Origin of the sequence: Novosphingobium sp. (assembly GCF_030696665.1) — a bacterium.
Taxonomy (GTDB): domain Bacteria; phylum Pseudomonadota; class Alphaproteobacteria; order Sphingomonadales; family Sphingomonadaceae; genus Novosphingobium.
Genome location: NZ_JAUYRV010000039.1, coordinates 122,872 through 149,058 on the forward strand (window position 1 = coordinate 122,872; position 26,187 = coordinate 149,058).

Annotated in this window: 19 protein-coding genes; 3 read left to right on the forward strand and 16 right to left on the reverse strand. The window is 62.0% G+C overall.

The window, feature by feature from the left end; genetic code table 11:
* Positions 1–34: 34 nt before the first annotated feature.
* The 10 genes from tssH to Q8R81_RS10720 all read right to left on the reverse strand — a co-directional run bounded on the left by tssH (position 35) and on the right by Q8R81_RS10720 (position 11,640).
* Entirely contained in the window at positions 35–2,689 is a 2,655-nt protein-coding gene (gene tssH / locus Q8R81_RS10675) for a type VI secretion system ATPase TssH (protein WP_305617622.1), read from the reverse strand.
* Entirely contained in the window at positions 2,686–3,810 is a 1,125-nt protein-coding gene (tssG, locus tag Q8R81_RS10680; protein WP_305617623.1) for a type VI secretion system baseplate subunit TssG, read from the reverse strand. Before tssG ends, tssH begins: the two co-directional genes overlap by 4 nt.
* Complete coding sequence (gene tssF, locus Q8R81_RS10685; protein ID WP_305617625.1) at positions 3,774–5,636, reverse strand: type VI secretion system baseplate subunit TssF; 1,863 nt, start codon at positions 5,634–5,636, stop codon at positions 3,774–3,776. Before tssF ends, tssG begins: the two co-directional genes overlap by 37 nt.
* Before the next feature lie 4 nt (positions 5,637–5,640).
* A complete protein-coding gene (tssE, locus tag Q8R81_RS10690; protein ID WP_305617626.1) occupies positions 5,641–6,105 on the reverse strand; it encodes a type VI secretion system baseplate subunit TssE in 465 nt (154 codons plus the stop codon).
* 77 nt (positions 6,106–6,182) lie between these two features.
* Complete coding sequence (locus Q8R81_RS10695) at positions 6,183–6,998, reverse strand: type VI secretion system accessory protein TagJ (RefSeq protein WP_305617628.1); 816 nt, start codon at positions 6,996–6,998, stop codon at positions 6,183–6,185.
* A 54-nt stretch (positions 6,999–7,052) separates the two neighbouring features.
* Positions 7,053–7,532, reverse strand: coding sequence for a type VI secretion system tube protein Hcp (locus Q8R81_RS10700; protein ID WP_305617630.1), 480 nt, complete (start codon positions 7,530–7,532; stop codon positions 7,053–7,055).
* Positions 7,533–7,700: 168 nt separating this feature from the next.
* The gene (tssC, locus tag Q8R81_RS10705) at positions 7,701–9,191 is read right to left on the reverse strand and encodes a type VI secretion system contractile sheath large subunit (protein ID WP_305617631.1); all 1,491 of its coding nucleotides are present in this window, start codon (positions 9,189–9,191) and stop codon (positions 7,701–7,703) included.
* A gap of 83 nt (positions 9,192–9,274) precedes the next feature.
* On the reverse strand, positions 9,275–9,787 hold the full coding sequence (gene tssB, locus Q8R81_RS10710; protein WP_305617633.1) for a type VI secretion system contractile sheath small subunit: 513 nt from the start codon (positions 9,785–9,787) through the stop codon (positions 9,275–9,277).
* A gap of 89 nt (positions 9,788–9,876) precedes the next feature.
* Positions 9,877–10,962 (reverse strand): ImpA family type VI secretion system protein, encoded by a 1,086-nt coding sequence (locus Q8R81_RS10715; protein WP_305617635.1) that lies wholly within the window; start codon positions 10,960–10,962, stop codon positions 9,877–9,879.
* 30 nt (positions 10,963–10,992) lie between these two features.
* A complete protein-coding gene (locus tag Q8R81_RS10720) occupies positions 10,993–11,640 on the reverse strand; it encodes an OmpA family protein (RefSeq protein ID WP_305617636.1) in 648 nt (215 codons plus the stop codon).
* 370 nt (positions 11,641–12,010) lie between these two features.
* Between Q8R81_RS10720 and Q8R81_RS10725 the strand changes: the two genes are divergently transcribed.
* The 3 genes from Q8R81_RS10725 (at position 12,011) to tagH (ending at position 16,256) form a co-directional block, all read left to right on the forward strand.
* Positions 12,011–14,020: a type VI secretion system Vgr family protein gene (locus tag Q8R81_RS10725; RefSeq protein WP_305617638.1), complete on the forward strand. Its 2,010-nt coding sequence runs from the start codon at positions 12,011–12,013 to the stop codon at positions 14,018–14,020.
* Positions 14,021–14,030: 10 nt separating this feature from the next.
* Positions 14,031–14,567: a hypothetical protein gene (locus tag Q8R81_RS10730; RefSeq protein ID WP_305617640.1), complete on the forward strand. Its 537-nt coding sequence runs from the start codon at positions 14,031–14,033 to the stop codon at positions 14,565–14,567.
* Between the two features lie 87 nt (positions 14,568–14,654).
* Entirely contained in the window at positions 14,655–16,256 is a 1,602-nt protein-coding gene (gene tagH, locus Q8R81_RS10735; RefSeq protein WP_305617643.1) for a type VI secretion system-associated FHA domain protein TagH, read from the forward strand.
* A gap of 6 nt (positions 16,257–16,262) precedes the next feature.
* Here tagH and Q8R81_RS10740 read toward each other — a convergent pair whose 3' ends face one another.
* From Q8R81_RS10740 to tssK, 6 genes are read right to left on the reverse strand one after another with little or no spacing between them, the layout of a single operon-like run.
* The gene (locus Q8R81_RS10740; protein ID WP_305617645.1) at positions 16,263–18,305 is read right to left on the reverse strand and encodes a serine/threonine-protein kinase; all 2,043 of its coding nucleotides are present in this window, start codon (positions 18,303–18,305) and stop codon (positions 16,263–16,265) included.
* On the reverse strand, positions 18,302–19,003 hold the full coding sequence (locus Q8R81_RS10745) for a PP2C family serine/threonine-protein phosphatase (RefSeq protein ID WP_371135355.1): 702 nt from the start codon (positions 19,001–19,003) through the stop codon (positions 18,302–18,304). The genes Q8R81_RS10740 and Q8R81_RS10745 overlap by 4 nt, the downstream gene beginning before the upstream one ends.
* 47 nt (positions 19,004–19,050) lie before the next feature.
* Positions 19,051–19,578 (reverse strand): type VI secretion system-associated protein TagF, encoded by a 528-nt coding sequence (gene tagF, locus Q8R81_RS10750; protein ID WP_305617649.1) that lies wholly within the window; start codon positions 19,576–19,578, stop codon positions 19,051–19,053.
* On the reverse strand, positions 19,560–23,024 hold the full coding sequence (tssM, locus tag Q8R81_RS10755; protein WP_305617651.1) for a type VI secretion system membrane subunit TssM: 3,465 nt from the start codon (positions 23,022–23,024) through the stop codon (positions 19,560–19,562). Before tssM ends, tagF begins: the two co-directional genes overlap by 19 nt.
* An 18-nt stretch (positions 23,025–23,042) precedes the next feature.
* The gene (gene icmH / locus Q8R81_RS10760; RefSeq protein WP_305617653.1) at positions 23,043–24,539 is read right to left on the reverse strand and encodes a type IVB secretion system protein IcmH/DotU; all 1,497 of its coding nucleotides are present in this window, start codon (positions 24,537–24,539) and stop codon (positions 23,043–23,045) included.
* 34 nt (positions 24,540–24,573) lie between these two features.
* A complete protein-coding gene (gene tssK, locus Q8R81_RS10765) occupies positions 24,574–25,914 on the reverse strand; it encodes a type VI secretion system baseplate subunit TssK (protein WP_305617655.1) in 1,341 nt (446 codons plus the stop codon).
* Between the last annotated feature and the right edge of the window lie 273 nt (positions 25,915–26,187).

Sequence of the window (26,187 nt, forward strand, 5' to 3'; positions counted from 1 at the left end):
TTCTTCCAGATGGATTTTCGCCAGAGCCGCGAGTTCACCCAAACCGATACCCGAACCCGTCGCCCTCAACCGTCACATCAATCGCCTTCACCTCTTCCCCGTTCATCTGCCGGTTGAGCAGTTCAATCGACAGGTCAGGCAGCATCGTGTTGGTCAGGATCGCGTCGATCAGGCGGCCACCGCTGGCCACTTCGTTACAGCGCGAGACGATCAACTCGACCACCTCCTGGCTATAGTTGAACGCGATGCCGTGGCTGTCGGCGATGCGTTTGACGATGCGGTTCAGCTGGATGCGCACGATGCCTTGCAGCATCGTCGGGCTGAGCGGGTAATAGGGCAGCACGATCAGGCGGCCCAGCAGCGCGGGCGGGAAGACCTTGAGCAGTTCGGGGCGCAGCGCGGTTGCCAGCGCTTCCGGCTCGGGCTTCATCTCCTCGTCCTCGCTCATCGTGGTGATGAGGTCGGTGCCGACGTTGCTGGTCAGCAGGATCAGCGTGTTCTTGAAATCGATGTAGCGGCCTTCGGCATCGTTCATGAAGCCCTTGTCGAACACCTGGAAAAACATCTCGTGGACATCGGGGTGGGCTTTCTCAACCTCGTCGAGCAACACCACCGAATAGGGACGACGGCGAACCGCCTCGGTAAGAACACCGCCCTGCCCGTAACCAACATAGCCTGCGGGCGCACCCTTGAGCGTCGAGACGGTGTGCGCTTCCTGAAACTCGCTCATGTTGATAACGATCAGGCTGTCGTCGCCACTGAACAGCAGTTCCGAAAGCACCATCGCCGTCTCGGTCTTGCCCACGCCCGAAGGCCCGCACAGCATGAATACGCCCACCGGCTTGTTGGGATTGTCGAGCTTGGCGCGGCTGGTCTGGATGCGCTTGGCGATGGAATCCATCGCATGGTCCTGCCCGATGACCCGCTTCTTTAGCTGGTCAGAAATGGTCAGCACGCTTTCGATTTCGTTCTTGACCATGCGTCCCATCGGGATGCCGGTCCAGTCCCCGACAACTGCCGCAATCGCGTCCTGATCGACCACACCGAACACCATCGGATTATCGCCGTGTGCCTCGGCCATCGTGGCCAGCGCCGTTTTGAGCGCGTCCTTGAGCGCGTCCTCGCCCTCAACCGGCGCGTCGCCCGCCGCCTTGCGCGCTTCAGTCAACGCATCGCGCGCGGCAACCACCCCGGTCAGAGCATCCTTCTCGCGCTCCCACTTGGCGTTGACCCCCTCAAGCGCGGTGGTGGCTTCGGCAATCGCCTCCTCCAGCTTGGGCAGACGTTCGCCGCTGGTGTACTGGCCGCCCGCTTCCCGCAGCGCGATTTCGCGTTCCACTTCAAGCAGTTCCAGCCGCCGCTTGCGGTCCTCGACTTGTGCAGGCGTGGAATGCTGTGAAACCGCCACACGCGCGCAAGCGGTATCGAGCAGGCTGACCGCCTTGTCCGGCAACTGCCGCGCCGGAACATAGCGCTGCGAAAGCTTGACCGCCGCCTCAACCGCTTCGTCCAGCACGACGACGTTGTGGTGCTTTTCCATCATCGGCGCGACCGAGCGGATCATCGCCACAGCCTTGTCCGTCTCAGGCTCGGCCACGTCCACCGTCTGAAACCGCCGGGTCAGCGCCGGATCTTTCTCGAAGTACTGGCGGTATTCGGCATAGGTAGTCGCCGCAATGGTCCGCAGGTTCCCGCGCGCCAGTGCAGGCTTGAGCAGATTGGCGGCATCGCCGGTTCCGGCCTGTCCGCCTGCACCGATCAGGGTGTGCGCTTCGTCGATGAACAGCACGATGGGGGTAGGGCTGGCCTCAACCTCGTCGATAACCTGGCGCAGGCGCTTTTCGAATTCGCCTTTCATGCTCGCGCCGGCCTGCATCAAGCCTATGTCGAGGCTACGGAGTGTAACGCCCTGAAGCGAGGGCGGCACGTCGCCATCGACAATGCGCTTGGCGAAGCCTTCGACGACGGCGGTCTTGCCCACGCCCGCCTCGCCCACAAGGATCGGGTTGTTCTGGCGGCGGCGCAGGAGGATGTCGACGCACTGGCGGATCTCGCTGTCACGCCCAACGATGCGGTCGATCTTGCCGTCGCGGGCCTGCTGGGTCAGGTCGACCGAAAACTTGATCAGCGCCTCGCCATCGGCGACCGGGCCGGGACCGGCCTCACCGCCAGCGCCGCCTGCTGCCACAGCACCTTCCGTTTGGGTCGATTCGCTACTGGCTGCACAAATTTGCTCGAACTGGTCGCCCAGTCGCTCAGCATGAACCTTGCGGAATTCCGAACTGATCGCGAACAGCACGTTCTTCAGCTTGTCGTCCGCCAACATGCCAAGCAGCAGGTGTCCCGTACGCACCCGACCGGCTCCAAATCGCAGTGAAGCGCAGACCCAGCCTTCCTGGATCGCTTCGCCGATCTGCGGCGAAATCGCCGAGATTGAGCTGGCCCCGCGCGGCAGGGCATCCAGTGCAGCCACTATGTCGCGCTGCAGCACTTCTTCCGACAGGCCAAAGGCTGCGCGGATCGCAGCAATGTCGTTTTGCGGGTTTTGCAGCAGAACGTGCATCCAGTGAACCAGTTGCAACTCTGGATTCCCGCGGAGCTTGCAGAAAGTGATGGCCGTTTCCGCTACGGCCTTGCGCGCGGTCGAATTCAAACGCCCGAACAGGGCTTCGAAGGTAATCCCGGTCATATTGAGGGCTTCCTTTTTCTCAAGCTTGTCTTGCGAAGATGTGCGTCAGCCCGGATCGGGCCGGTGGAAAACGTTTGAACAGCCGCCACTTCGGAGCCGGTGGCCGATCCGAGTTTGCGGCGGCGTCGCGCGATGGCGGCGATGGCCGAGCCACGCGGTTTCACCCAGCCCGACCAGCCAAGCCGGGTCTTGCCATCAAGCCGCGCGGGCGGCGCGTGTTCGTCGGCCAGTTCGACGCAGAGATCCCATTCAAGATGCGTGGGCTTGAATGCCTCAATGGCTTCGGCGGCCACGGCAAAGCGGGTGCCGCCGGGCATGAGCGAGAGGTAATCAGCGTGGTTTTGCGCGCGCACGATCACGCGAAACGCATCGGACGCGCTGTAGATGCGCCCACCCAGCACCGTATCCTGCCCCAGCGTGGCGTAACTGCGACCAAGCCGCGTGCAATCCTCACGTTCAAGATCCCGCCAGCGCGGCACAAATTCAACGACTTGTGCGGGCTGGCGGAGCAAATGACTGAGTGCGTCCTCAATCGCCACGGCGCTGCGCGGCCCGGCAAAGACCGCTGCGTAGTGAAGCCGCGCGCGCGCGTGGAACGAGTTGCCCCTTCCCGGTTCAGCGTCTGCCCCTTCGCACGCACCGGACAGCGCGCCGAGCCATTCCGCAAAGCGGTCATCCGCCGGACGATCTGCCTGCGCTGCGGGCTGCGATTCTGCCCAAGCGCGGTAGAAAAGTTGCAGCATCCGCCCGGAAATGGTGTTCAGCCAATCGAGAAACGGCTGCTGCTTGGCGTAACGCCGCTCATAAACCGCGAATTCGGTAAGGTGTATGGGCATCGGACCCATTGGTCCCAGCAATCCCAGCCATTCGCCATACAGGCGCGGGCGACCGTGGCGGAATTCCAGTTGCGCCAGCGTGCGCGGGGCAAAGCCGAGCGATGGCTCCTGCGCAAGATCGACGATGGATTGATCCGGACGCCGCGCCGCACCGATGCGCGGCTTGTCTGCCGCCCTCGCCTCTGCCCGACGCAGCACGGCAAACAGCCCGCTACGCTGCAGTTCGGCGATCTCCGCCGACCAGTCGATCAGATCGTGTGTTTGCGTCCGATCCGGGGGGGCCATGACATTATCGTTCCTTCGCCCGGGGTGCGGACGATTGTTTCGGTGAAGCTGTTGACGGAGGTGAAATCGGCCAAGAACCGCTCCACCACCGATGAGAAAAGAAACAGGCGTGAATTTTCGAATGAGGCGTCATCAAGCGTGAGCGTGATGCGACTGCCGCGCGCTACGGCCATCGCCCCACGCCCCGGTACGCGCCGCACGACCGGACGGGAATTGACCGACACGATCCCGTCGATCTGCCGCCGCAGCGCAGCATTATCGCGCGGGCCGTACAGCGCCAAATGATCGCGCAGCATCGCCGGATCGCTGCCATCTTCGGGGACAAGCGTGGCGTAATTGGGCGTCAGGTGGGCGATGATCCGCCAAGCCGCATCATCAAGCCCCAGCGGCGCGCGCGGACGGCTTGGGCTGCGCAGCACGCTGACCGCACGGACCGGGCCACCCGGTGGCACAAAATGTTCGCTGCCCCTGAAGGTCAGCTTCGATGGAAGTTCACGGTTGGTGACCAGCGCCCTTACCGCAAGCTCCTTGATATCGCCCAAGCGTTCAGGGTTGCCCGCCGATGTCAGCGAAATCCAGGTTTCCGTGCCGGTATAATCATCGCGGCGCAACCGGCGCTGTTCACGCGTCGACAACCGGCGAAGCTTCAGGCGGGGGACGAAGAACAGTGCATCGCGCCAATCGTACAGCAGAGCGCCCAATGCATAGAGCGGCGCAACGGGCCGCGCTTCAGTCGCCTCGCGCATGTGTGCCGACACATCGAGAATCCGCCAGACTTCGAAATCAATCGGCCGCGTGCGGTCTGGCATGAGCTGAAATTCGTGGCCTGCCGGATCAACCTGCACGCGGCCCAACTGCTTTTCGAACAAATTGATCGCAGGCGTGGCGAAGAGGCGGAAATTTGAGGGCGACAACACACCCGCCAGCGCCGGGGCATTGCGGTTGAACAGCAGGACCACGTCCACCGCACCGCCGCCTGCAGCCGCGAAAGCCTTGTCGAGGCCTTTGAGCACCGTGAAGAGAAAGCGTTCAGGGCAGGCAAAGTATTCCGTCAGCAGGCGGTAGCCTCGGAACGAGCGTTCCTCTGCGGGAAGCAGTGCCTCGTCCTTTTCAAATCCGGCCTGTTCGGGCAACGGCAGCTTGACTGGCGTGGCGGATGCCGACTTGGCTGGCTTGGCCAGCACGGCCACGCATTCGCCAATGATCTGGCGGTAGAGTTCACCGGGGATTGTTTCCGAGCCATCAAGATAGACCGGCAGGTCGGTGATGCCGAGCTTTTCCAGCGGAATCGCACCTACGCCTTCGAAGCGCAGGCGCAAACCCGCTTCGGCGTGCGTTCCGGCGCTGGCTGCAAAACTGGCGACTGCGGTCCGCGAGCCGAGATATTCGACTTCACTGATCCGCAGCGGATAAAGCGTAACCTGATGCCCGGTGCGGAAGGTTACCGGGCTGGCACCTTGCTCGTCGGTCATCGCCATAAGTTCAGTCTGGCGCGGAACCGCGTACCCTTCGGCCAGCAAAGGATCGCCCTCCTTTGGTTCAAACCCAGCCACACAGATTGACGGAACCGGCGCGAGGTAGTGCGGCTGGACGGCCGCCAGCAGATGCTGCGTAAACTCTGGATACTGGTCCGAAATCTTGAGTTGGACGCGCGCCGACAGATAAGCAACACCTTCAAGCAGGCGCTCTACATAAGGGTCTGGATCATTCGGCGTCTTGAGACCGAGGCGCGAGGCGACAGTTTCGTGCTCTTCGCCGAATTCGCGCGCTGATTCACGCAAATAGGTCAGTTCTTCGTTGTAGAAGCGGAGCAGGCGGGGGTCCATCGCGCTATTCCCGCACCGTTACCGCAGAGGAATCGGCCTCCACATCGGTGCGCAGCTTGATCGGAATGGCCCGCACGGCCGAGCGCACATCGGCCTCTATGACGAACGTCAGCGAGTTTTCGCGCTCGACCTTGTCGGACAGTTCGACGTGAAGCGATGCGGGATCGATGCGCGGTTCGAACGCCTGAACCGCATCACGAATTTCACGCGCGCGGCGCAACACAGCGCGGCTGTTCAGCGATTTTCCGGCAAGATCCGATACGCCATAGTTCAGCACGCTCGTGCGCACTTGCGGGTAGTTATCAAGATCCACGCTCGATTCGAGATTGGTCGTGTTGAGCAACCATGCGAGTTCGCGCCGAACCGTGGCTCTGAGTGCAGATTCGTTGAAGCGTTCAATTGCGGGCACCGAGAGGAAACGCAGCGATTCCCGGCGTTCCTCTGCCTGCTCTATTTCCCCGCCACGCATGCCCCCGATGTCGTTTCCCGCCACGAGCTTATCAAAAAGCGTGGGATTGAGGACCGGTTGAGAAGGACTGCGCGCCATCAATCGAAGGTTAGCTTGCGCAGATCAAGCAGCGCAGCATCGCCGCCACCAGAAAGGCTTAACAGCCGCTGGCCAAGGCCTGCTTCCAGCGTGGCGTCGCCAGCACCTTGTTCTACCCAGTCAGTCTGCCGACCAAGGCGGATCGCAGCAGATCCGCTGGCTTCGCTGCCCGGATAACGCGCAGGCAAGAACGCGGCGATCGACTGCCCGGATTTGAGCGCCAGTTGCACCGGATACCAGACGGTATCGCGCAAGTCCTGCGGCCCATCCGACGTGATCGAAACCACCGCATCGAAGGGAACGAGACCGTAGCGTCCGGCGACGATAGCTTCAAAGGAAGGGCCAAAACGCATGTCGGCATCGGCAAGCCAATCAAACGATTGGGCCGCAGCGCTGGCCGTTTCGAGCGTACCTGGCGTGTCGGGCGCTTGACCGAAAGCGGTATCGCGCACGGCATCGGCTTCGGCAAAATGGCTTTTCGCAGCAAGCGAAATTGCCTGCGCAACACCTTCAATCCATCCACCCATGCCGACGAGAACCGGCATATCAGCCTTGCCCGTGAACACTTCGGCACGCAGCAGTTCCGCATCGATGGCCTGATTGTAGGTCGCTGCCAGCATCTGTGCGTTATCGGCTACCTGGGCAAGCGCCTGCAACTGCTTGCGGGCCTTTTCCCACTCGCCGGTAACGCACAGCAACTGAAACAAGAACATGCGGGCCTTGTCATCACCTGGCTTCGTCCGAACAATGTCGACGAGCGCGGCGCGCGCGCCATCGAGATCGCCTTCACGCAGAAGTGCGTCCGGATTTGCCATGATGACCGCCCCCAGTCCGTATCAAGTGTGCCCGGCACAAGGCCGGGCGATGGATCATACTGCCTTGTTGGCCTTGAGATCCCAGCCGAACTTGGCAACGCCGCCAAGGCCGCCCTTCTCGGTCTGCTCCTTGTAGTCGAACTTGATTTCGGCAAAGTTCAGCGAAACCGATTCCATCGGATTGCCGCCATCTGCGCCAGTGTTCATGATGCTCGACACCAGAATGTTCTTCAGGGTGATCTTGTAGAATTCTTCCTGGGTGCCGCCTGCCTTGCGAACAGTCAGCACACCGTCGCCGATGTGATCGCCCTTGGCGCAGGCCTGCATCAGCGAAGGCGTGGAAAGATCGCAGCGCTTCTGGATGGTCAGGTCGTTGAACGATACCTTGCCCGCACCGCCGCCGCCACCGGTTGCCCAGTCGCCGCCATTCTGCAGACCCCACGAGAAGTTATCGATATCGATCTCTTCCTTGTGCTTGGAGTCCTTCGATTCGCCCTTGATGTTCGTCAGCTTGAGAAAGATGTCTGCTGCCACGTTCCGTCTCCTATAAACTCGATCAACTGGTTGCGATCCCGAACGACGTTCAGCCTATGAGACTGTCTGGCCCAACAGGATGTTCCCCTGTTTTGGACTGGGCGTTGTTCTTCTTCTCGCCCTTGACCAGATATACCCGAAGCCCGGCGCTTCATGTGATCAAATGCACTAGCCGCCTGAATTCGGAAGTTTTGATACCATGCTCAGCGACACGTCCATACCCTCAAGCTGGTAGTGTGGAATGAACAGGAACTTGCCTTTGTAATATCCGGGATTTGATTCATCCGGGACGACTTCGATGCGCGCATCTTTCAGTGGGAGCCGCGCCTTCGTTTCCTCGGTCGAACTGTCAGGCTGCCCATCTATGTAGTTGGAAATCCAGCGCTGCAGGTCCTGCTCGATCTGCCGGTCATTGCGGGTGCCGCCGATCCAGTCGCGCACCATGCACTTCAGATAGTGGGCAAAACGGCAGCTGGAGAAGATATAAGGCAGACGCGCCGAAAGATTGGCCGATGCTGTTGCTGCCGGATCATCGTAAACCGCCGGATTGTTCAGCGTCTGCGCACCGATGAAGGTTGCCTGATCGGTGCCCTTGCGGTGGACCAGCGCCATCAGCCCAGCCTTGGAAAGTTCAGCCTCACGACGGTCGGAAATGGCGATTTCGGTCGGGCAGGTCATATCGACGCCGCCATCGTCGGTCGGGAAGGTTGCCACCGGCAGGCCCTCGATCGTGCCGCCGCTTTCCACGCCGCGAATCCGGCTGCACCAGCCCCACGTGCTGAACGCCTCGGTAATGCGCGTACCCATTGCATACGCCGCATTGACCCACGAATACTTGTCGTGATCGCCGCCGGTATCTTCTTCGAACGCAAATTCCTCAACCGGTTCGGACTTTGCACCATAGACCGGGCGTCCGAGGAAGCGGGGCATGGCAAGGCACAGGTAACGGCTGTCCGGGCTATCGCGGAAGGTGCGCCACGCGGCATAGTCCGTTGCTTCGAATTGCTTGGCAAGATCGCGGGGGTTGGACAGCTCGGTCCAGCTTTGCATGCCCATCAGCCCGGGAGCAGCGCCGGCAATGAACGGCGCGTGGGCTGCTGCGCCGATCTTGGCGAGGCCCTTCATGACTTCGAGATCAGGCCCCGAATGATCGAACGCATAGTCGCAAACGAAAGCACCGTAGGGCTGGCCGCCAAGCTGGCCGAATTCTGCTTCGTAGACCTTCTTGAACAGCGGGCTTTGATCCCACGCAGCATCGCGATACTGCCGGAACATCTTGCGGCATTCGTCCTTGCCGACGTTGAGCACGCGGATTTTGAGATCCTTGCCCGTTGACGTGTTCATTACCTGATAGCTCAGGCCGCGCCAGGCGCTTTCGAGAGCTTGGTATTCGGGGTTGTGGATGATCAGGTTGACCTGTTCGGTCAGCTTGCGATCAAGCGCAGCGCGCAGCGCATCCATCGTGCTGAACACATCATCGCCGATGATGGCTGTATCTGCCAGCGCCTGCTGGGCCAGAGTGGAAACCGCTTGTTCAATGCGGTTCGCCCGGGCATCGTCGCTCGGCTTGAATTCCTTGCGCAGCAGTGCCGCAAAATCATCCGGAGCGAACTCGGTTTCCGTTGCCGCTGCGCCGCCCTGTACCTGTTCCGTCGCCATCTCAAGCCATCCTGTGTGCCTGCCACGACAATGCCGTGGTCGGAAAATCCATCAACCGATCGCTGCCGCTTGCGGCACGGCGATCAGGCTTCGCTCGCGTCTGCCGGGCCTTTGCCTGCCGCTGACATCGCTTTCATCAGCGTAGGGTCTTTCAGCAGCTGGTCGAGCAGATCCTGCGCGCCATCTTTGCCGTCCATGTACAGCATGAGGTCGTTCAGCTGCTCGCGCGCTTCCAGCAGTTGCGCCAGAGCCGGGACCGCCTTTGCCACTGCGCCAGGCGAGAAATCGTCCATTGTCTTGAACGTGAGATCGACGCCCAGCTTACCTTCGCCGGTGAGCGTGTTTTCAACGTTGAAAGCGGCGCGCGGCGCAATTGCCGCCATGCGCTGGTCGAAGTTGTCCATGTCGAATTCAAGGAAGTCGCGATCATTCAGCGACTTCTTTTCGACGAGACTCTTGCCCGAAAGGTCCGACATGACGCCCATGACGAAAGGCAGTTCAACCTTTTGCTTGGAGCCGAAAGTCTCGACCTCATATTCGATGTGAACACGAGGCGCCCTGTTTTCCTTGATAAACCGCTGACCGCTCTTCGCCATGTTCGCCTCCATTGCCGACAGGGTAGCCCCCCGACACATTGCCTACCGTAATCCTGCACCCTCTTGCCGCACCAAGTCGGTGCCGCAAATCACCATTCCGAAGACGCCTGGGATTCCCCCCATGAGGCTTCGGCGCTTGATGTTTCTGCCGATACGGGCACCGCCCGCCGCGACTGGAGAACGCGTGAAGCCTCTTCGAGACCGCCGGGCGCAAGGTCTTCCAGTACGGTCATGAAATCAAGGCCTGTCCATTCGCGCGCGCGTTTCAGAAGCAACGGCACGGGGCTGCCCGGCTCCATTGCGTGGAAATAGGCACAAATGGCATCAAGCGCGCGCAGCACATCATCGCGATTGCGGATGCTGCCTGAAAACGCGGCTCCGGCAGGGGTGGCCACGAATGCCGTTGCATTACCACCGTCAAGATCGCCAGTGTCCGATGAATTTTCGCCGCCGCTTTCGTCAACGATCTTTGCCTGCCCCGGCAGGACCGCCGAGAGGGCATTGCGGAAACGATCAAGCTTTTCATATGTTGGCTTGAAATTGGTCGCCGTATCGCCATCAGCGTTCGTGGTCAGAACGCCATCAATGCGGCGAAAAGCAGTGCGCAAGGCATCGAAGCGTTCAACACACGCTGTGATCTCGTCCGAGTCGGTTGCCTCAATCGTCGCACGAAACGGACCATAGCCTTCGGCAGATGTGCCTTGATCGGCAAATCGCTCGATATCGTCGCAGGAAAACCGGCCGAAACGTGCGTGCTCAATCAGGGGAACACGCCCGAGCGGACCAAGAAAATCGCTGATCCGGGTTAGTGATTCGCAAGGTGCCTTGCGACCGATGAACCCGTACTCATCAAGTTGGGGGTGGAGGTCGGCCCAACGCTCTTCCAGCATCGCAGCCAGCCACTCCGCCGCCTCGACCAGAAGATCGAATCGGCGCGCGAAAGTGGCAGCGCGCATCAGGTATACCGGGAGCCAGATATCGCGGGTTTGCGCGCCCTGCGTAACGATCTGATCGATGACCTTGCGCCAATCGATGTCCGATTCGCCGCCGTCTTCGCTGACCGGCCTTTCGAACACACCTTCGATCTCCATACGGACACCGTCGTACGAAAGGTCCGGACCCGATGGCGCCTCTTCAGAAAGAGGCGCGATCAGGGCCGCGATATCAAGAGTCATTCGGCCTGCCCCCCCGGCAACCCGCTGTGATCAATCGATCTTTACGATCTCGACACGGCGGTTTGCGGCAGCCTTGGCGCTGAGTCCGGCAACAGGCTTTTCAAAGCCATAGCCTTCAGGCTGAAGGCGTGCACGTTCAACGCCGCTTTCGACCAGAAACTGGACGAGAGCCTCGGCGCGACGCTTGGACAGTTCAAGGTTGTATTCACGGCCGCCGACCGAATCCGTGTGGCCGCCAACGATAAAGCGCTTGCCCGCTGCGGACGGCGCTTTCAACGCGTTAGCCAGGATCTGGGCCTGTCCACGGCTACCCGCAGCAATCGCAGCAGAGCCGGACGCGAAGTTGATCGACAGGGTCGATCGACCGGGCTGAGCCTGAGCCGACGACGCAGCGATTCGCGGCTTCGGCGCTGCAACGGCTGCAACACGCGCCTTGGGCGCAGAATAGCCAGGAGCAGGCGGAACCACCTTTTTCTTGGCACCCTGCGGAATGTCGAAGCGAAGCGCACGGTCCGGACCGCGATCACGCGTTGCCAGTTCTTGCGCGTTTTCTTCGCAATCTCCGGTCAGTTCGCAAACGATCTGCTGTTCAGACTTCACCGCGACAGGGCCTGCCTGTGCAGTGGCGATGGTGGGGATCGTGATAAGGATTCCCGAAGCGATCATCTTGAATACCATAGCGCACCTCTTTCCTGCGGGCCAAATGCCCACCCCGGAATTGTCCGGGCATTGTTTTCGCGACGCCTGTGGTTAATATTTTCCGCTATTCTTACAGGTCATCAACTGGCGTCGCAAACGATTCCTGCCATCTGCAAGTGTCTCGCATCCAATTCCGACCTATCAGTGCCGCTTCGGGACAATCGGTCGGTCAAAGGTTGCATTCAGCCACATGCGCGATGTTGCTACCGCATCTTGCGGAATAGGAGCTTCATAACATCACGCCATTCTGGTAGCGGTGACGTCTGTCACAGACGAAATGGCAAACAACAAGCACACGGGTTGCATCGGTTCGGCATGAATGCCGAGACGTCCTGCAAGGGGAACTGACTTGGCTGACAGCCCGATGCGGCAGACCGCCCTTGCCCTCCGGCTTGGAAACGGCGCCGAACAACTCAAACTTGTGCGCCTCGATGCTTTCGAGGCGCTGAGCCAGAACTTCGCGATAACGCTCGAGGTCTTGTCGCTTGATGAGATCGAGCTGCTACCCAATCTTGGCAAACCGGCCGCGATTGAAAGCAAGCTTGACGGGCAATTGCTGCGCCATTTTCACGGCATCGTCGTCGATGCGGAATATGTCGAGGAGATCAATGGCGCAGGGTTCGTCTATCGCCTTATTCTGGCTCCTGCGGCGCAATTGCACGATCAGGGCAGTAACTATCGAATTTTTCAGACCAAACCGGTCATCGAGATCATCAAGTCGGTCCTCGGCGAATGTGGCTTGGCTTTCGAAATCAAGGCCTCGGGCGGGACGCGGCAATTGGCGTACTGCGTCCAGTACGGCGAGAGTGATTTTGATTTCGTCTCGCGGTTGATGGAAGAAGAAGGCCTTTACTACTACTACCAGCATAGCGCCTCGGCACATACGATGGTTGTGTGTGACAAGCCCGGCTGCCACGTGCCGATGCCTGCCGGAGCGATGACATACAATCCGCTGTCCGATTCGGCTGCGATGGCCGATTCGACAAGCCGTGGCGGCGCGACGGGTCTGTTCGTCCAGACATGGCACGAACGCGCATCGACCGGTGGCGAAGCACGCGTCACCATGCGCGATTACGATTTCAAGCAGCCATCACGCCCCCGACAGGCCGAGGCAACCGACAAGGGTGCGCACCCGCTCGACGAGATCGAGGTCTACAACTGGCCCGGCCGATACTACCAGGAGCCGGCCGGCCAAACGCTCAGTACCATCGTCCTTGAAAGCCGCCGTGCTCAGCGCCTGCGCTATGAAGGGACCAGTACCTTTGCCGGTATCGAAACCGGATACCACCTGCAGTTGAAAGGCCATACGATTGACCGCTTCAACCGCAAATACCTGATCGTGCGCTGCCGAACGACGCTGGCCCCCGAACAGTACCGGTCTGGAGGCAACTCGGGCCAGACGTTTGTCGAGTTCACCACGATCCCGCATGACGTGAATTTCCGTGCCCCGATGACCACGCCGCGCCCCTCTGCACGCGGGCCTGAAACGGCAGTGGTAACCGGTCCGAAGGGTGAGGAAATTCACGTAGACGAATTTGGCCGGATCAAGGTTCAGTTCCACTGGGACCGCGAAGGCAAGCTGGACGACAAGTCAAGCTGCTGGATACGCGTTTCGCAAACCGGCGGACTTGGCAACAACATCATCCCGCGCATCGGGCACGAGGTGCTGGTCGATTTCATCAACGGCAATCCTGATCGGCCAATCGTGGTCGGCCGCGTGTTCAATGCCAGCCACATGCCGGTCTATGCGCTGCCCGAACACAAGACCAAGGCCCTGTGGCGCACCAAAACGTACAAACGCACCACCGGTGATCCCTTGTCCGAAGCCGAAGCACTGGACACCGGGGCACCGGGCGCAAACGAACTGCGGTTCGAAGATGCAACCGGCAAGGAAGAAGTTTTCCTCCATGCCGAGCGCGACATGAACACGCGCGTGCGCCACAATGAAACGCACAAGGTGGGCCGAGATGTGGAAATCAGCGTCGGCAAGAACCGCAAGGAGCGGGTGGGCAAGAACGAGGAAATCCTGATCGAGGGCGAGCGCAAGGAAGAAGTCAAGGGCACCGAAACCGTCACCGTCCACAAAGACCGCAAGGTTGAGATCAAGTCCAACGACACGCTCGACGTAACCAAGAAAATCAAGATTTCCGCTGGCGATTCCATCGAGATCACAGCCAATAGCAAGATCACACTGTCTTGCGGCGGCAGCACGATTACGCTTGACCCAACATCGATCAAGATTTCGACCACCACCCTGAAGATGGAAGGTATGGCCACGGCCAAGTTGTCCTCCGTCATGACCAACGTCGAGGCATCTGGATTGCTGACGGCGAAGGGTTCATTGGTGAAGATCAACTGAGGCCGATGTGATGGGCGACTGGAAGCTATCCACCTGGACCGACGCTGCGCAGCTTGCCGCAAGTGTAAATCCGCGCGACGTGCCCGATGATGCACGCGGCATCGCTCCATCTGTCTGGTTCACGCAACTGCGCGAAACGGGTAAGGCAGCTTATGCAGTGAATTTTCTTGCACATGCCATGCCGCGTTACGAATGCGTGGTCTGGGCGGTGCGCGCGCTGATAGAGATGGGTCTCAACCGTGCGGACCCCGCCATCGTTGCCGCGTTGCGCTGGATCGACAACCCTTCAGACAAGCTTCGCCGAGCGGCCGCCGAACTGGGCGACACGCTGGACGACGAAAGCCCGCAAGCGTTGCTGTGCAAGGCGATCTTCCTGTCCGGCGGGTCGATCTCTGAAGAAGACCTGCCCGCGATCCAGCCGCCGCCCGATGTTTGCGCCAAACTGGCCGCAGCGGCGGTGCTGACAGCAGCGTTTACCGGCAAGACGCCCACTGAGGCGATTGCTACCAGCCTGCGGCTTGGAGAAGCCGTGCTGGCAGGCGCGTGATCTTAACGCACTGGGTCGATCCGACATCATTTGTTCGCCAGTGCGGTGCATGATGACATTTCAACACCGAGAAGCTAATTCAGCCGCGTGCCATTAACTCTATCCATCCGCAATGCCGACCGGCTTGACAACGGTTCACCACTTTCGCTGGTGCTCGACCGCCGTGGTGCGTTGATTGGTCGCGCCGCAACCTCTGACTGGTGCCTGCCCGATCCTTCGCTGCATATCTCGTCGCGCCATTGCGAAGTGCGCTTCTCAGGCACTGGATATGAACTGATAGACCATAGCACCAATGGCACGTTCGTGGATGGACAGCAGGCAAGGCTGGCTGGGCCGCACCCGATTTCTCAGGGCGACGTCTACCGCATAGGTCCGTTCGAGGTCGTCGCGGCGCTCGACGATGCAGCAGCGGCGCAAGCAGCAGAGCGCAACAGCAATCCGGCCCCCGCCAATTGGAAGGGCTGGACCGGCAGCGGCGATTCATCCGCACCGCCCGCGCAACAATCGAGCTGGGACGCGCGCCCGGCAGGTTCGGCGATTTCCGGCACGGGTCCGATGTCACAAAGCTGGGCCGCGCCGCCTACAGCTGCAACTGGTGCGTCAGATACCACATCGTCGGGCGGCTGGGGCGCGCCTCCACCATCCGCTGATACTGCTGCACCAGCGGCGTCTCAGGGGTCCGGGCCGGCGCCCGGCTGGAGCAGTTCCACGCCGCCAGTGGCAGAAACCCCGTCTGCAAGATGGGGTTTGGCGGCCAATTCGCCAACACCTCCCGCTTCTTCAAGCTGGGGCGCGCCAACACCGCCCTCCGACGCGACACCCTCGCCAGCGCCGGGCTGGGGCGTGCCCACCCCCGCACCGCTTAAACCCGCGTCGGAATGGTCGAGCGCGGCCACGCCACCGCCGCCACCTGCTGCCGACGACATGTGGGGCAAATTCGCGCAGTCCAACGTGGTTGACTGGGCGCGTGGCGGCTTTGGTGCAGGCGCACCGCCGCCTCCGGTGTTCTCGCCGCCCCCGCCACCAGCACCGACATCGACACCCCCAACAGCCGCACCGGTCGCACAGCATGCTGTTGCCGCGCCGACGCCCGCCCCCATCGCGCCCACGCAAGGCGGGGGGCTTGCCGCACTCACCCAGTCGGCCGGCATCAACCCTGAGCGAATGCTGGCAGGCGAGGCGCAGACGCTTGGCATGGCCGGCAATCTGCTGCGCCGCCTTGTGGCTGGCATGGTGGTGATGCTCGAAGCGCGCGCAAGGGCCAAAAGCCAACTGGGCGCGCAAGGGACGAGCCTGGAATTTGACGGTAACAACCCGCTCAAATTCGCGCGCACACCTGAACAGGCGCTCGAACAGCTGCTGAACGCGCCGCAGCGCGGGTTCATGGACAGCGAACGTGCGGTTGAAGACGCGTTCAAGGATCTTCAGGCGCACCAGATGGCCACCTTGAAGGCCATGCAAGGTGCCTTGCGGGCCACGCTGGACCGGTTCAGCCCGCGTGCGATCCGGGCTCGCGCCGAACAGGGCGGGTTCCTCACGCGGATATTGCCGGGCGCCAAGGACGCAGCGCTATGGGCCGCCTACGAACGCGAATTCAGCGGCGTGGCGCAGGGTTCGGACGAAGCGTTCATGGAAATGTTCGCCAAGGAATTCCGCCGCGCCTACGAGGAAATCGCCAGCAAACGCTGAGCGCGGTCAGTCCGGCCGTTCGTTGACAGTCTTGTACCAGACAGTATCGGCCTGCCAGCCCTTCGACCGAGCCTCCGCAAGGAAACGCTGCGCCCAATCGCCACTCCGCGAACCGGTGGAACCGTTGAGCAAGCTTTGGTCAAACGGCCCGTTGCCATACAACAAAAATACCCCCGTCCACCCCGGATGCGTCGTAGTCAGAGGATAGCGATACGTGTCGGACGAGACTTTAACCGCCTCCAGTGCACTTCGATCCAAGCGTGGTTCAAATGTCATCTGGCCACTATCTTCCAGCCCAATGATCGCGATATCACCCGCCACGCCGTTAAGGTCGATGTTCAGAACGACCGGAGCGCCCAGCTTTCCGGCATCTTGATCATCCGCCGGAAGTGGGGCCAGTTCCCATTTTACCTGCGGGACGGAGATGTGCGATGCCCCCGTTCCGCGAATCTGCCGGAACGCCTCGATCGGGCCGCAATCGTTGGGACTGATCTGCGAAACATCGCTAAAATCGATCGACGCCGCGCGCAGGCCTTTGGCCGAGAGCAACTTGCCGATCTCGTTCTGTGCATCGACCGGTCGTCCGGCCACGCCCTTGACCGCAAGGGCCACATCGGTCCCCTGCACCTGCAAATCGCTGACGTCGAGCCACGAGCAGGACACCGAAGCCAGTCCACCATCAAGCACGGCCTGTGCGGTCTTCAGCGGATCGCCGGTGGGCACCGCCGGGGCCGCCGATGTCGCCGCGTCCGTCGGGGCATCATCGCCGCCCGAAGACAACGCATAGCCCAGACCACCCAGCAGCACGACCGCAGCGGCCGCGCCTGCGCCAATCAGCATCTTGCGCTGCTTGGCCTCGTCGCTTCCTGCAACCACGGGCGGCTTGGGCTTTGGCGCGGCCTTGGGCGCTTTGGCGACCTTGGGTGGCTTGGACGCAGGCGCAGCTGCAGCAGTGGCCCGATCACTTAGCGCCGCAATCACGTCTTCCATCGTGCGCAAACGATCAGCCGGATTGGGCTTGAGCATGCCTTCCAAAACCGGGCGCACTTCGGCCGGGACCGGCGAGAGATCAGGGCCTGCGCGGCGCTTGTCCACCGCATCAACCAGCGAACCGCCCATGTTGACGTCGCGCTTGTTGATCAGCGCAAGGATCGTCAGGCCAAGACTGTAGACGTCGGTCCACGAACCGACCTGTCGACCGAAATCCCCCAATTGTTCGGGCGCAACATAGTTGAGCTTCCCGGCAAAACCATCGCCAACGATGGTCTGGCTGCCGCCGTCAAGATCCTTGGCAATACCGAAATCGATCACCTTGGCACGTTCAAGCCGCCCGCCTTCAAGCATGATGTTGTCGGGCGATATATCGCGGTGGATGGCGCCAAGCGAGTGCGCGACTGCCAGACCTTCGGCCAGCGTGCGGATGAGCGAGACCAGCTGCGCCGGGGTTGCCTCAATTGTCGACAGCACGTCCGACAGGTTGCGCCCATCGATATATTCCGTGACGATATAAAACACGCCAAGCTGCGGTTCCATCGCCAGCGTACGGTACTGTACCAGCGCCGAATGGCTGAGCCGGGTCAGCGTGCGCGCTTCCTTGCGGAACATGGCAAGCACGTTGGGATCGCGCGCGAGGTGCGGCAGGATCACCTTGATCGCAACGCGCTCGTCCTCGTTGTTGATGTTCACGCCTTCGAACACCTGCCCCATGCCGCCGCGCGCAATGAAACGGCGGACCTGATAGAGGTGGTTCAGCACATCGCCTTCGCGCACCTCGCGCGGTTCACCCGCCGTGGCAGCAGGGAATGATGTCATCCCCGGAAATTCCGTTTCTGCCAGCGGGGCAGGTTCTTGCGCTGGCGGCGCAGGTTCCGGAGGCTGGGGCGCGGCGGACGGCTGCTCCTGAGGTGGATTGCCCCAAGGGCTGTCCCCAGCGTTGCCAACGCCACCGGCAGCAGCGCCTTCTGCTGGCGGTGGCGTTGGCTCACCCGGCACCGGATTGAAGACGGTGCGCGGTTCGTCGCCGCTACCTTGACCGTTCTTGTCGCTCACGATGACGCTCCGTTCACTACCAGCAGAGTGGGTTCGTTCACGCTGACCAGCGCAACGGTAACATTGTCCGGCGCTCCTCCGGCGAGGCTCGCCGCGATCAGCGCATCACCAGCGGCAATCCCATGTTCGCCCAGCATCCTTGCAATCTCGGCCTCCTCCACAACGCCATAGAGGCCATCGCTGCACAGCAGAAACAGGTCGCGCGTCTGCGCGTAATCGCGGATCGCATCAATCTCCAGCGTATCCTGCACACCCACCGCGCGCGATAGCACATGCTTCATCGGATGATCTTCAACATCAGCCTGATCGAGCAGGCCGCGATCCACCATTTCCTGCACTTGCGTGTGATCCCGCGTCAACTGGATCAACTGTCCATCGCGCAACAGGTAGGCACGGCTGTCACCTGCCCACAGCACCGCAAATTCCTCACCACGCACCACCAGCGCCACTACCGTCGATCCCATCTGGACCCCGGCTTCCTGCGCGTGGCCGAAAATCGCTGTGTTTGCAGAATGGATTGCGTTGGCCACAACGTCGCACGCAGCATCAAGCGTTTCCGGCACCCGAACTGCCCCTACAGCAGCCACAAGCGCCTCTGACGCGAGCTTGCCGTTCGTGTGGCCGCCCATACCGTCGGCCACCATCCACACGCCGTTGCCAAGGTCGGCGAAATGGCCATCCTCATTCTGCTTGCGCACATTCCCGACATGCGTGAGCGCATTGTCTTCGATGCGGAACGTACTGGTCATGCGGCCATCTCCAACATCCGCTCGATCACTCCTGCCGGGGTTCTACCCGCATATTCAATCACTGGTCCATCCTCACCAACCAGCGCCCACGATGGGCCTTCCGGTTGCCACGGCAGACTGTCTGGCACAAGCGGTGCTTCGACCAATCTGTCCGCATCCCACCCTTCGGCAAATGCCTGACCGACAAGGCCAAGGCAGCCCGCCGACGCCGTGACCGCACCCGCGCAATCAGGCACTGCCGACGCGAACATCAGCGGAAACCGGCGTCCCACCCGGTCGGTTGAAGCGCAGAGTATGCCGCCACTCCATCCCCCGGCACCATTTCTATCGACGAAGTGCCACACGGGAGCCGTTTCATAGCGCTGAGCGAAATCTTCGGCCCACGCCGTATGCGCGCGCTCCATTTCCGCAGTAAGCCAGCGATCCAGCTCATCACGCACAGCCGGATCAATCCCGCGCGATACAAAATCGCCATGTGCAGGCAATTTTCCGAAAAGCCAGTGAGTTAGAGCACCGTCGGGCATCGGAAGCTCCACAATCCGCCGCGCCCGAACGGGTTGCGATCATTGGGCAGGCTGATCTTGAATACCGCAGTCTGCGCACCTGATCCGAACGTGGCTAAGACTGCCAACGGGCCAGCATTTTCCTTGCGCGCGGCGTCCATCAGCCGAAACAGCGCCCACGGACCTTCGGTTTCGATCCCGCCCACCTTGGCTCCGGCTGACATCATCGCGACCGAAGCAATCGGCAGGTTGCCCTGCGGAGACCATGCCAGCGGCTTTTGCGCACCGAGCGAGGCACGCTCGAAATTGTAGCGGGTGTTGCCGACAACCAATTCAACCGCATCGACGCCCGCCCCAAAAGCCTTGGCTTCGATCTTCACATTCAGCCCGCCTGCCAGAATATCGCGCAGTTGCCGCGCCTTGACGAACTCTTCGGGCGTTGAAGGGTTCAGCGTGGCAGTCTGCGGGTTCTGCGCGTTCCAGCGCCACACCGGTCCGCTCATATCCAGCAGGGGGACGACGCGCATTTGAATGAAGCTGTCCATCGTACCGCCGAGGCCGAAGATCCGCTGCACATCAGCCAGCGAAGCGTCGGCCACGGCGGTCCCGACAAAAGGGTAGCGATCCTGCGTCGCTAGCTGGCAATCGGGAAAGACCGACTGCGCATAGGCATCGCTGAGCGCCCCCTGCGCAGCGGCCGTGGTGGCCGAAGATCCGCCGCTGGTGGCCGCTGCGACGAAGTTCTGAAGTTGGGGCGGAGCGCCGCCTGCGCTCGTAGCCACTGAGCCAAGTGCAAGCGCAAGCTGGCTCTGGACCGCTTCTGCGCCCATGCCACCGCCCACCACTTTGGCCGATGCCACCGCATCCCCCGCCTTCTTGATAGCGCCCACAAAGTCATCAATCGGCGCGGGCGCCTTGCCATCGCCAACGTAATCGTGAACCGGTTTGAAGTGCGAAGTGATCGCGGTGGCCGCATCGACTTGTGCCCCCGCAGCCGATCCCGCTGCTGCCTGCGCCAGCTTGCCAAAGCGCGATGACTGCACCTTGGCGGTGGCCATGTCGCCCAGCGCCTTTGCTCCACCGGCGAAGGTAGTGTTCTTGCGCAATTCGATCAGCAGGACTTTCAGCGGCGAAGGCGATTTGGCAAACGCTCCCAGCACCGCGGGATCGCCGAACAGGTTGCCCGGCGTTGGCAATGTCGCCACCCGCTCCCACGAATCGATGTATTCACGCGCATAGAGCGCGGCAACGCCGGGCCGGATCTGTTCGACCTGCGCCTGCACGCCTGCGGTTTCCGCACCTTCGCCCAGCACCCACAGGTCTTTCTGCAGGTCTCCGGCAACTGTCACCAGCCCCGGAAGATAAGCCTTTTCATAACCCTCGCGGGTATAGAAATATGGCACTTCCAGAAGCATGACTTCAGCCCCATTGGCGAAGGCCTGTGCATCGCCCGCAGAGATTGCGGCGCTGGCTCGCCAAGGCTGCTCCGACCCGGCAAGCGCTTTCTGGCGCAGCACGGCATAGGCGCGGTCAGCAAGGCTAAGCGTCTGCAACGCAGCGCGGGCCGACGCGATGGCCGTGCCATCGAGCGGAGCCTTGCGCCCTGCCCATTCGGACGACATGCCCTGATCTTCCAGCAGCGCGGCCAGATGCTCGCCCAGTTCCTTGCGCACCGGTGCGCGGTCAGCCCCGGGAAACTGCTCGTTCAGCCAGTCGCCCTCGACCCAAGATTTGACCGTGCCGGGATCGAGTGGTCCCTGCCCGCCGAGCATCAGATAGACCTTGAGCGGCTGATAAACCGCCATCGGATCAGCTGCATTGGCCGCCATGTACTGTTCAATGCGCAAAAGCAGGCGCGGCAGCAGAATGCGCCGAAGACCAGAGCGGTACGATTCAACCGCTGTATCGGCATGGCTCGATTGGTACAGGCCGAAGCGCTTGAACAGCCCCGGTTCACCCGCTGCCTGTTCGGCATAGCCTTGCGGCAGCGCACGCAGCGCGCGCAGTGATGTAAGCGCCTGCTCCAAATCCGGGTCGGTGTCGCGCACTTCGACCAGATCGACGCCGGTCTGCTGCATCAACGTGGCAGCCTGCGCGGTGGATTGGCCCAACGCCGACTGAAACGACCGGTTCTGCCAAAAGCTGACGCCCCACAACGCCACGACCACCGCCGCAGCCGCAGCCACACCGATAACACCCGCAGTAGTGCGTGCCTGCTGGCGGCGGCGGGCGGCAGGATCGGCTTCGACCAGCCCTGCCTCGCCGAACACGACTTCGGTCAGCACGCGGTTGAGGAAGTAGGTGCGGCCCGATCCGCCTGCCGACGGCGTTGCGCTTTGATAGCTTTCGGCCACGCCCGCCAGAATGCGGTCCAGCGGTGCGCCTTGCTGGACGCCACTAGTAAAATAGAAGCCGCGCAAGGTGCCCGCAGGCTGATCCCCCGAAAGGAACGCGCCATCGATAAAGCGCGCCATGCGGCTGCGCAGCGCGCCCAATTGCGACGGGAAGCCGAGGATCAGGCTGCGCCGCGTCTGGTCCACTTCCTCGTAGAGACGCTTGGCCTGCCGGGCCTGCTGCGCCGCGACCACGGCATCGAACGCGCCCACCACATCATCGCTGGTCGGCTTTTTCAGCTCCACCGGCAGCGTTGCACCCAGCACAGCGCGGCGGCCTTCGACATCGAGATCGTCGTAATATTCGCTGAAACCTGCGATCAGATCAGCCTTGGTCAGCAGCAGATAGACCGGAACCGAAACTTCCAGCGTGGCGCGCACTTCGGTCAACCGGCGGCGCACCAACGCGGCGTGGCGATCCAGCCCCGCGCGGTCTGCCTGCAACAGTTCGTCGACGCCAATCGCCACGATAACGCCGTTGACGGGCGAAAGCGGGCGGTGCCTTTTCATCAAACCAAGGAAGCTGGTCCAGCCCTTCGCATCGGCAGCGCTATCGGAATCCTGCGTGGTATAGCGGCCTGCGGTATCGACCATTACGGCTTCATCCGCGAACCAGAAATCAAGGTTGCGCGTGCCACCTACGCCCTTGAACGACTGGTCGGACAGCGGGAAGCGCAGGCCCGAATTGAGCAGGGCGGTGGTCTTGCCCGCACCCGGCGGTCCGATGATCACGTACCACGGGCGATTATAGAGGTAATCGCGGCGCTTGCCCGAACCGGACTTCAGCGAGGCCAGCGCCTCTGCCATGCGCGCCGAAACGGCCTGCCCTTCGGCATCACCCGGCACAGGCCCGGCCAGTTCCGCCGCAATCGCCGCCGCTGCCTTGCGGCCTTTGCGCATCCGCAGCCAGCCGAGCACACCCCACGGCACGACGACAGCCAGAAACAGCAGCACTCGCACCCACCACGGGGACAGCATGCGCACGAATATGGGCAGGCCGACGCAAAGCACCAGCACCAGGAACAGCACAGCAAGGCCGCTCAGAACCCACCAGTTGCCGAAAAACTTCTTCACGGGTCTCGCCTCGTTTGCTTAGCGCTGACGCGGAATGATGACTTCGACACGGCGGTTGAGCGCCTTGCCTTCGGCGGAACCATTGTCGGCAATGGGGCGGCTGTCGCCGTATCCCTCCACCGAAATGCGGCCCGGATTGGACAGGACGGTGCCCAGAATGCCCGCCACCGCCTGTGCCCGCGCCTGCGAAAGCGCGGTGTTGTCAGGGAACGCGAGGCCGCTGATCTGGTCGCTGTCCGAATGACCCTCGACGGTAACCTGACCCGGCTCAGCTTCTACCGCACGGCCGATGCGTTCGAACAGATCGGCGCGGCCCGGCTCAAGCTGATCGGAGCCGGACTGGAACAGCTGGCCCACCGTCGTGCGCACCCGCACCGTGCTGCCGTCTTCCTCCACCACCACAAGGTTCTGCCGCACTTCGGGTTCAAGGAAGCCGCGAATCCGGACCAGCTGGTCGCTTTCGGCCGCAGGTGGCGGTGCGGCTCCCACACGCGAAAGGCGCAGGTTTTCCTGTGGCATCAAAGCCTTCGTTGCGCTCAACGAATCCGATCCGGCCGTCATCAGCAGCAACCGCAGCACAATGTAGATCGCCAGCAGCAGCGCCAGCGCAGCAGCGGCAGCGAGCGCTATTTTGCTCCACGGGCTGATCTTGCGCAGCGGTGCATCCGCCCCGCGCCACATCGGCGCGATCTCGGTCTGCGATAGCGAGCGCGGATGTTCCAGCGCGCCGTAGAGGCTGGTCAGGATCTGCTGCAACCGCGCGCGCCCATCGGGCATCACGCGGAAGCGTCCTTCGAACCCGGCGGCAAGGCAATCGGCGTAAAGCTCGATCACTTCAGCGTTCTGGCCAGGCCGGGCGAGCATGTCATCAACCAGTTGCCAGAAGCGGTCCCCGCCAATGTTTTCACGGAAAAAGCTGACGACAAGGCTGCGCCGCGCCCATTCCGCGCCATCGCCAGCCGCGCCGGGGAGGTTCTGGGCGATATCGTCAATCGTTGCGCAGATGCCATACCGCGCGCGCATGCGCGTCTCTTCAGGGTAAAGCGGCGCAATCGCCCGATCATAAGCGGCGACAGCTTCCATCGCCTCGCGGTGGAAATCGGGCAGCGAAATGCGCGCACGGCCAGACCGCACCGAGGCAGCCAGCGCCAGCACCGTACCTGCTTCGATCACCAGCGGACTGCGCGTATCGCGCGGGCGCGACGGGACGGGAATATCGTCATCGTTCAGGCGGCGTCCGCCCCCCATCATCGGCTGCGGCGCGGCAAACGACGGTGGCGGTTCGCCAAATCCTGTGGGCGGCGCGCCAAAGCCCTGCGCACCGTACCCCGAAGGTGGTGTCGGTGGCGGCACTGGCGGGTGCGCCATCGGCGGCGGCGCGCCCCATGCGCCTGCGCCTGCTGGCGGTTGCGCAGGAACAGCGGGTTGCGCTGGCGTGCCGCCGCGCATCCCGGCAAGCGGGGAAGGCCGGAAGACCGTGCGATTGCCGTTGTCGGAAGAACCGTCTCCGCTCATGCCGAACGCCCCCTGAACCAAGCCTGCGCCGCGCTCATCGCGCCGCCCTCTTCACACACCACAGTTCCATCCGCAGTTGCGGCCAATCGCCGGCAACGTGCAGGCCAAGCGCGGTGGCAGTGGCAAAATCGCGCCAGTCGCCCACACCCCGGTCCAGCTCAAAATAGACGAATCCCGGCAACACGCGAAGCTGCGAAGGCGGCGTCGGGGTGTGCCGCAGTGGCACGCCCGGCAGCGCGGAATCGACGATCTGCCGCATCTTTTCGACCGCGCCGATCTTGGCCACCGCCGGAAACATCTGCCGCACTTCGTCCGCCGAAGCCGCCGCGCGAACGGCCAGATAGAAATAGCCGTGTTGATAGAGGTTGCGATCGGTGATCGTGGATGTCCACGCGCCAGGCCCCATCGGTTCAAGCGACAGTTGCACGGCAGAGCGATCAAACACTGCCGACAACATCGACTGCAGCAGATCGAACAGCGGCTCGAACGTGCCGCGCAAGTTCTCGTGATCGTAGGCAGGAAGCGGCGGGGCCTTGCGCTCTGGCTTTACCAGCGTGGCGATCTCTCCGGCAAGACTGGCCAATTCCTGATACATCCGCTCAGGATGCACCATCGGCAGCGATTCCAGATGGCGCAGCACCGGAATCCAGCGGTTCAGCGCCTGCAGCAGCAGGAAGCTGGCGAAGGTCTCTGCCCCGCCATCGGTCGCCTCAACCGCACGCAAAGCCAGTTCATCAGAGCGCTGTTCACACCGCCCAAGAATGTCGACCAGCCCGTGCCGCAGCGGTCGCGATGCGCGAATATCGAGGAGGGGCGGGATATAGCGGTCATCGAACATGACCTTCTTGCCCTGCATTTCACGGATCTGGCCAAGCCCGCACAGGATGCGGCCATAGGTTTGATCGCGCGTTACGCCCAACCGCAGATTGGGCCGTGCCACTTCGATCGGTTCCTGGCTGCGATCCTGTGAAAAGCAATCGGCGATCTCGCTCTCTTCCACAAGAAAGCGGATGTCCGGCCCGGCGCTGTCCACTTCATCGAACTCCTGCGCGCCGATCTGCGCGGCAGGCAGCGTGAGGTAAACCACGGCATCGCGCGTATCGAGCGGCACATCCAGCGGGGGCGGCGGGGCCATGTCATCGGGGATCGAGAACGGCGTGCCATCGGGCATCACACCCTTGGCGCGCAACAACGTGAACTTGCCGATGGCGGCAAGATCCTCGTCCACTTCAACCTCTGTCAGCCCCCAGGGATGCGGACGCAGCGAATCTGTCCGGGCACGCAACTGCGACAGCAGCGCACGATCAGCTTGCTGGAAGTGTTGTGGCCGAAGAAACTGCCCTTCACGCCAGGCGACACGACTTCCGAACGACATCTGCTCCCCCGATAATCAGCAAGATACTGTTAAGCACAGCTTCACCCTTCGCAAAAGCACGGTTATAGCTTCGTGCGAATATTTCACGGCAACTGGTCCCGCTTGAAGGCACAATTTGCGATGGACGACGATTCTTTCGATCCAAAACAATGGGTCTCGGGCCGCAGCACGCGATCGGCTCCCGAGTCCCCTAGAACACCCCCTAAAGCGGACTCCGGCGAAGACGTCGGTGCATTCTGGCGCGAAGCGGCTGGTTCTATGCCACCTGCTGCC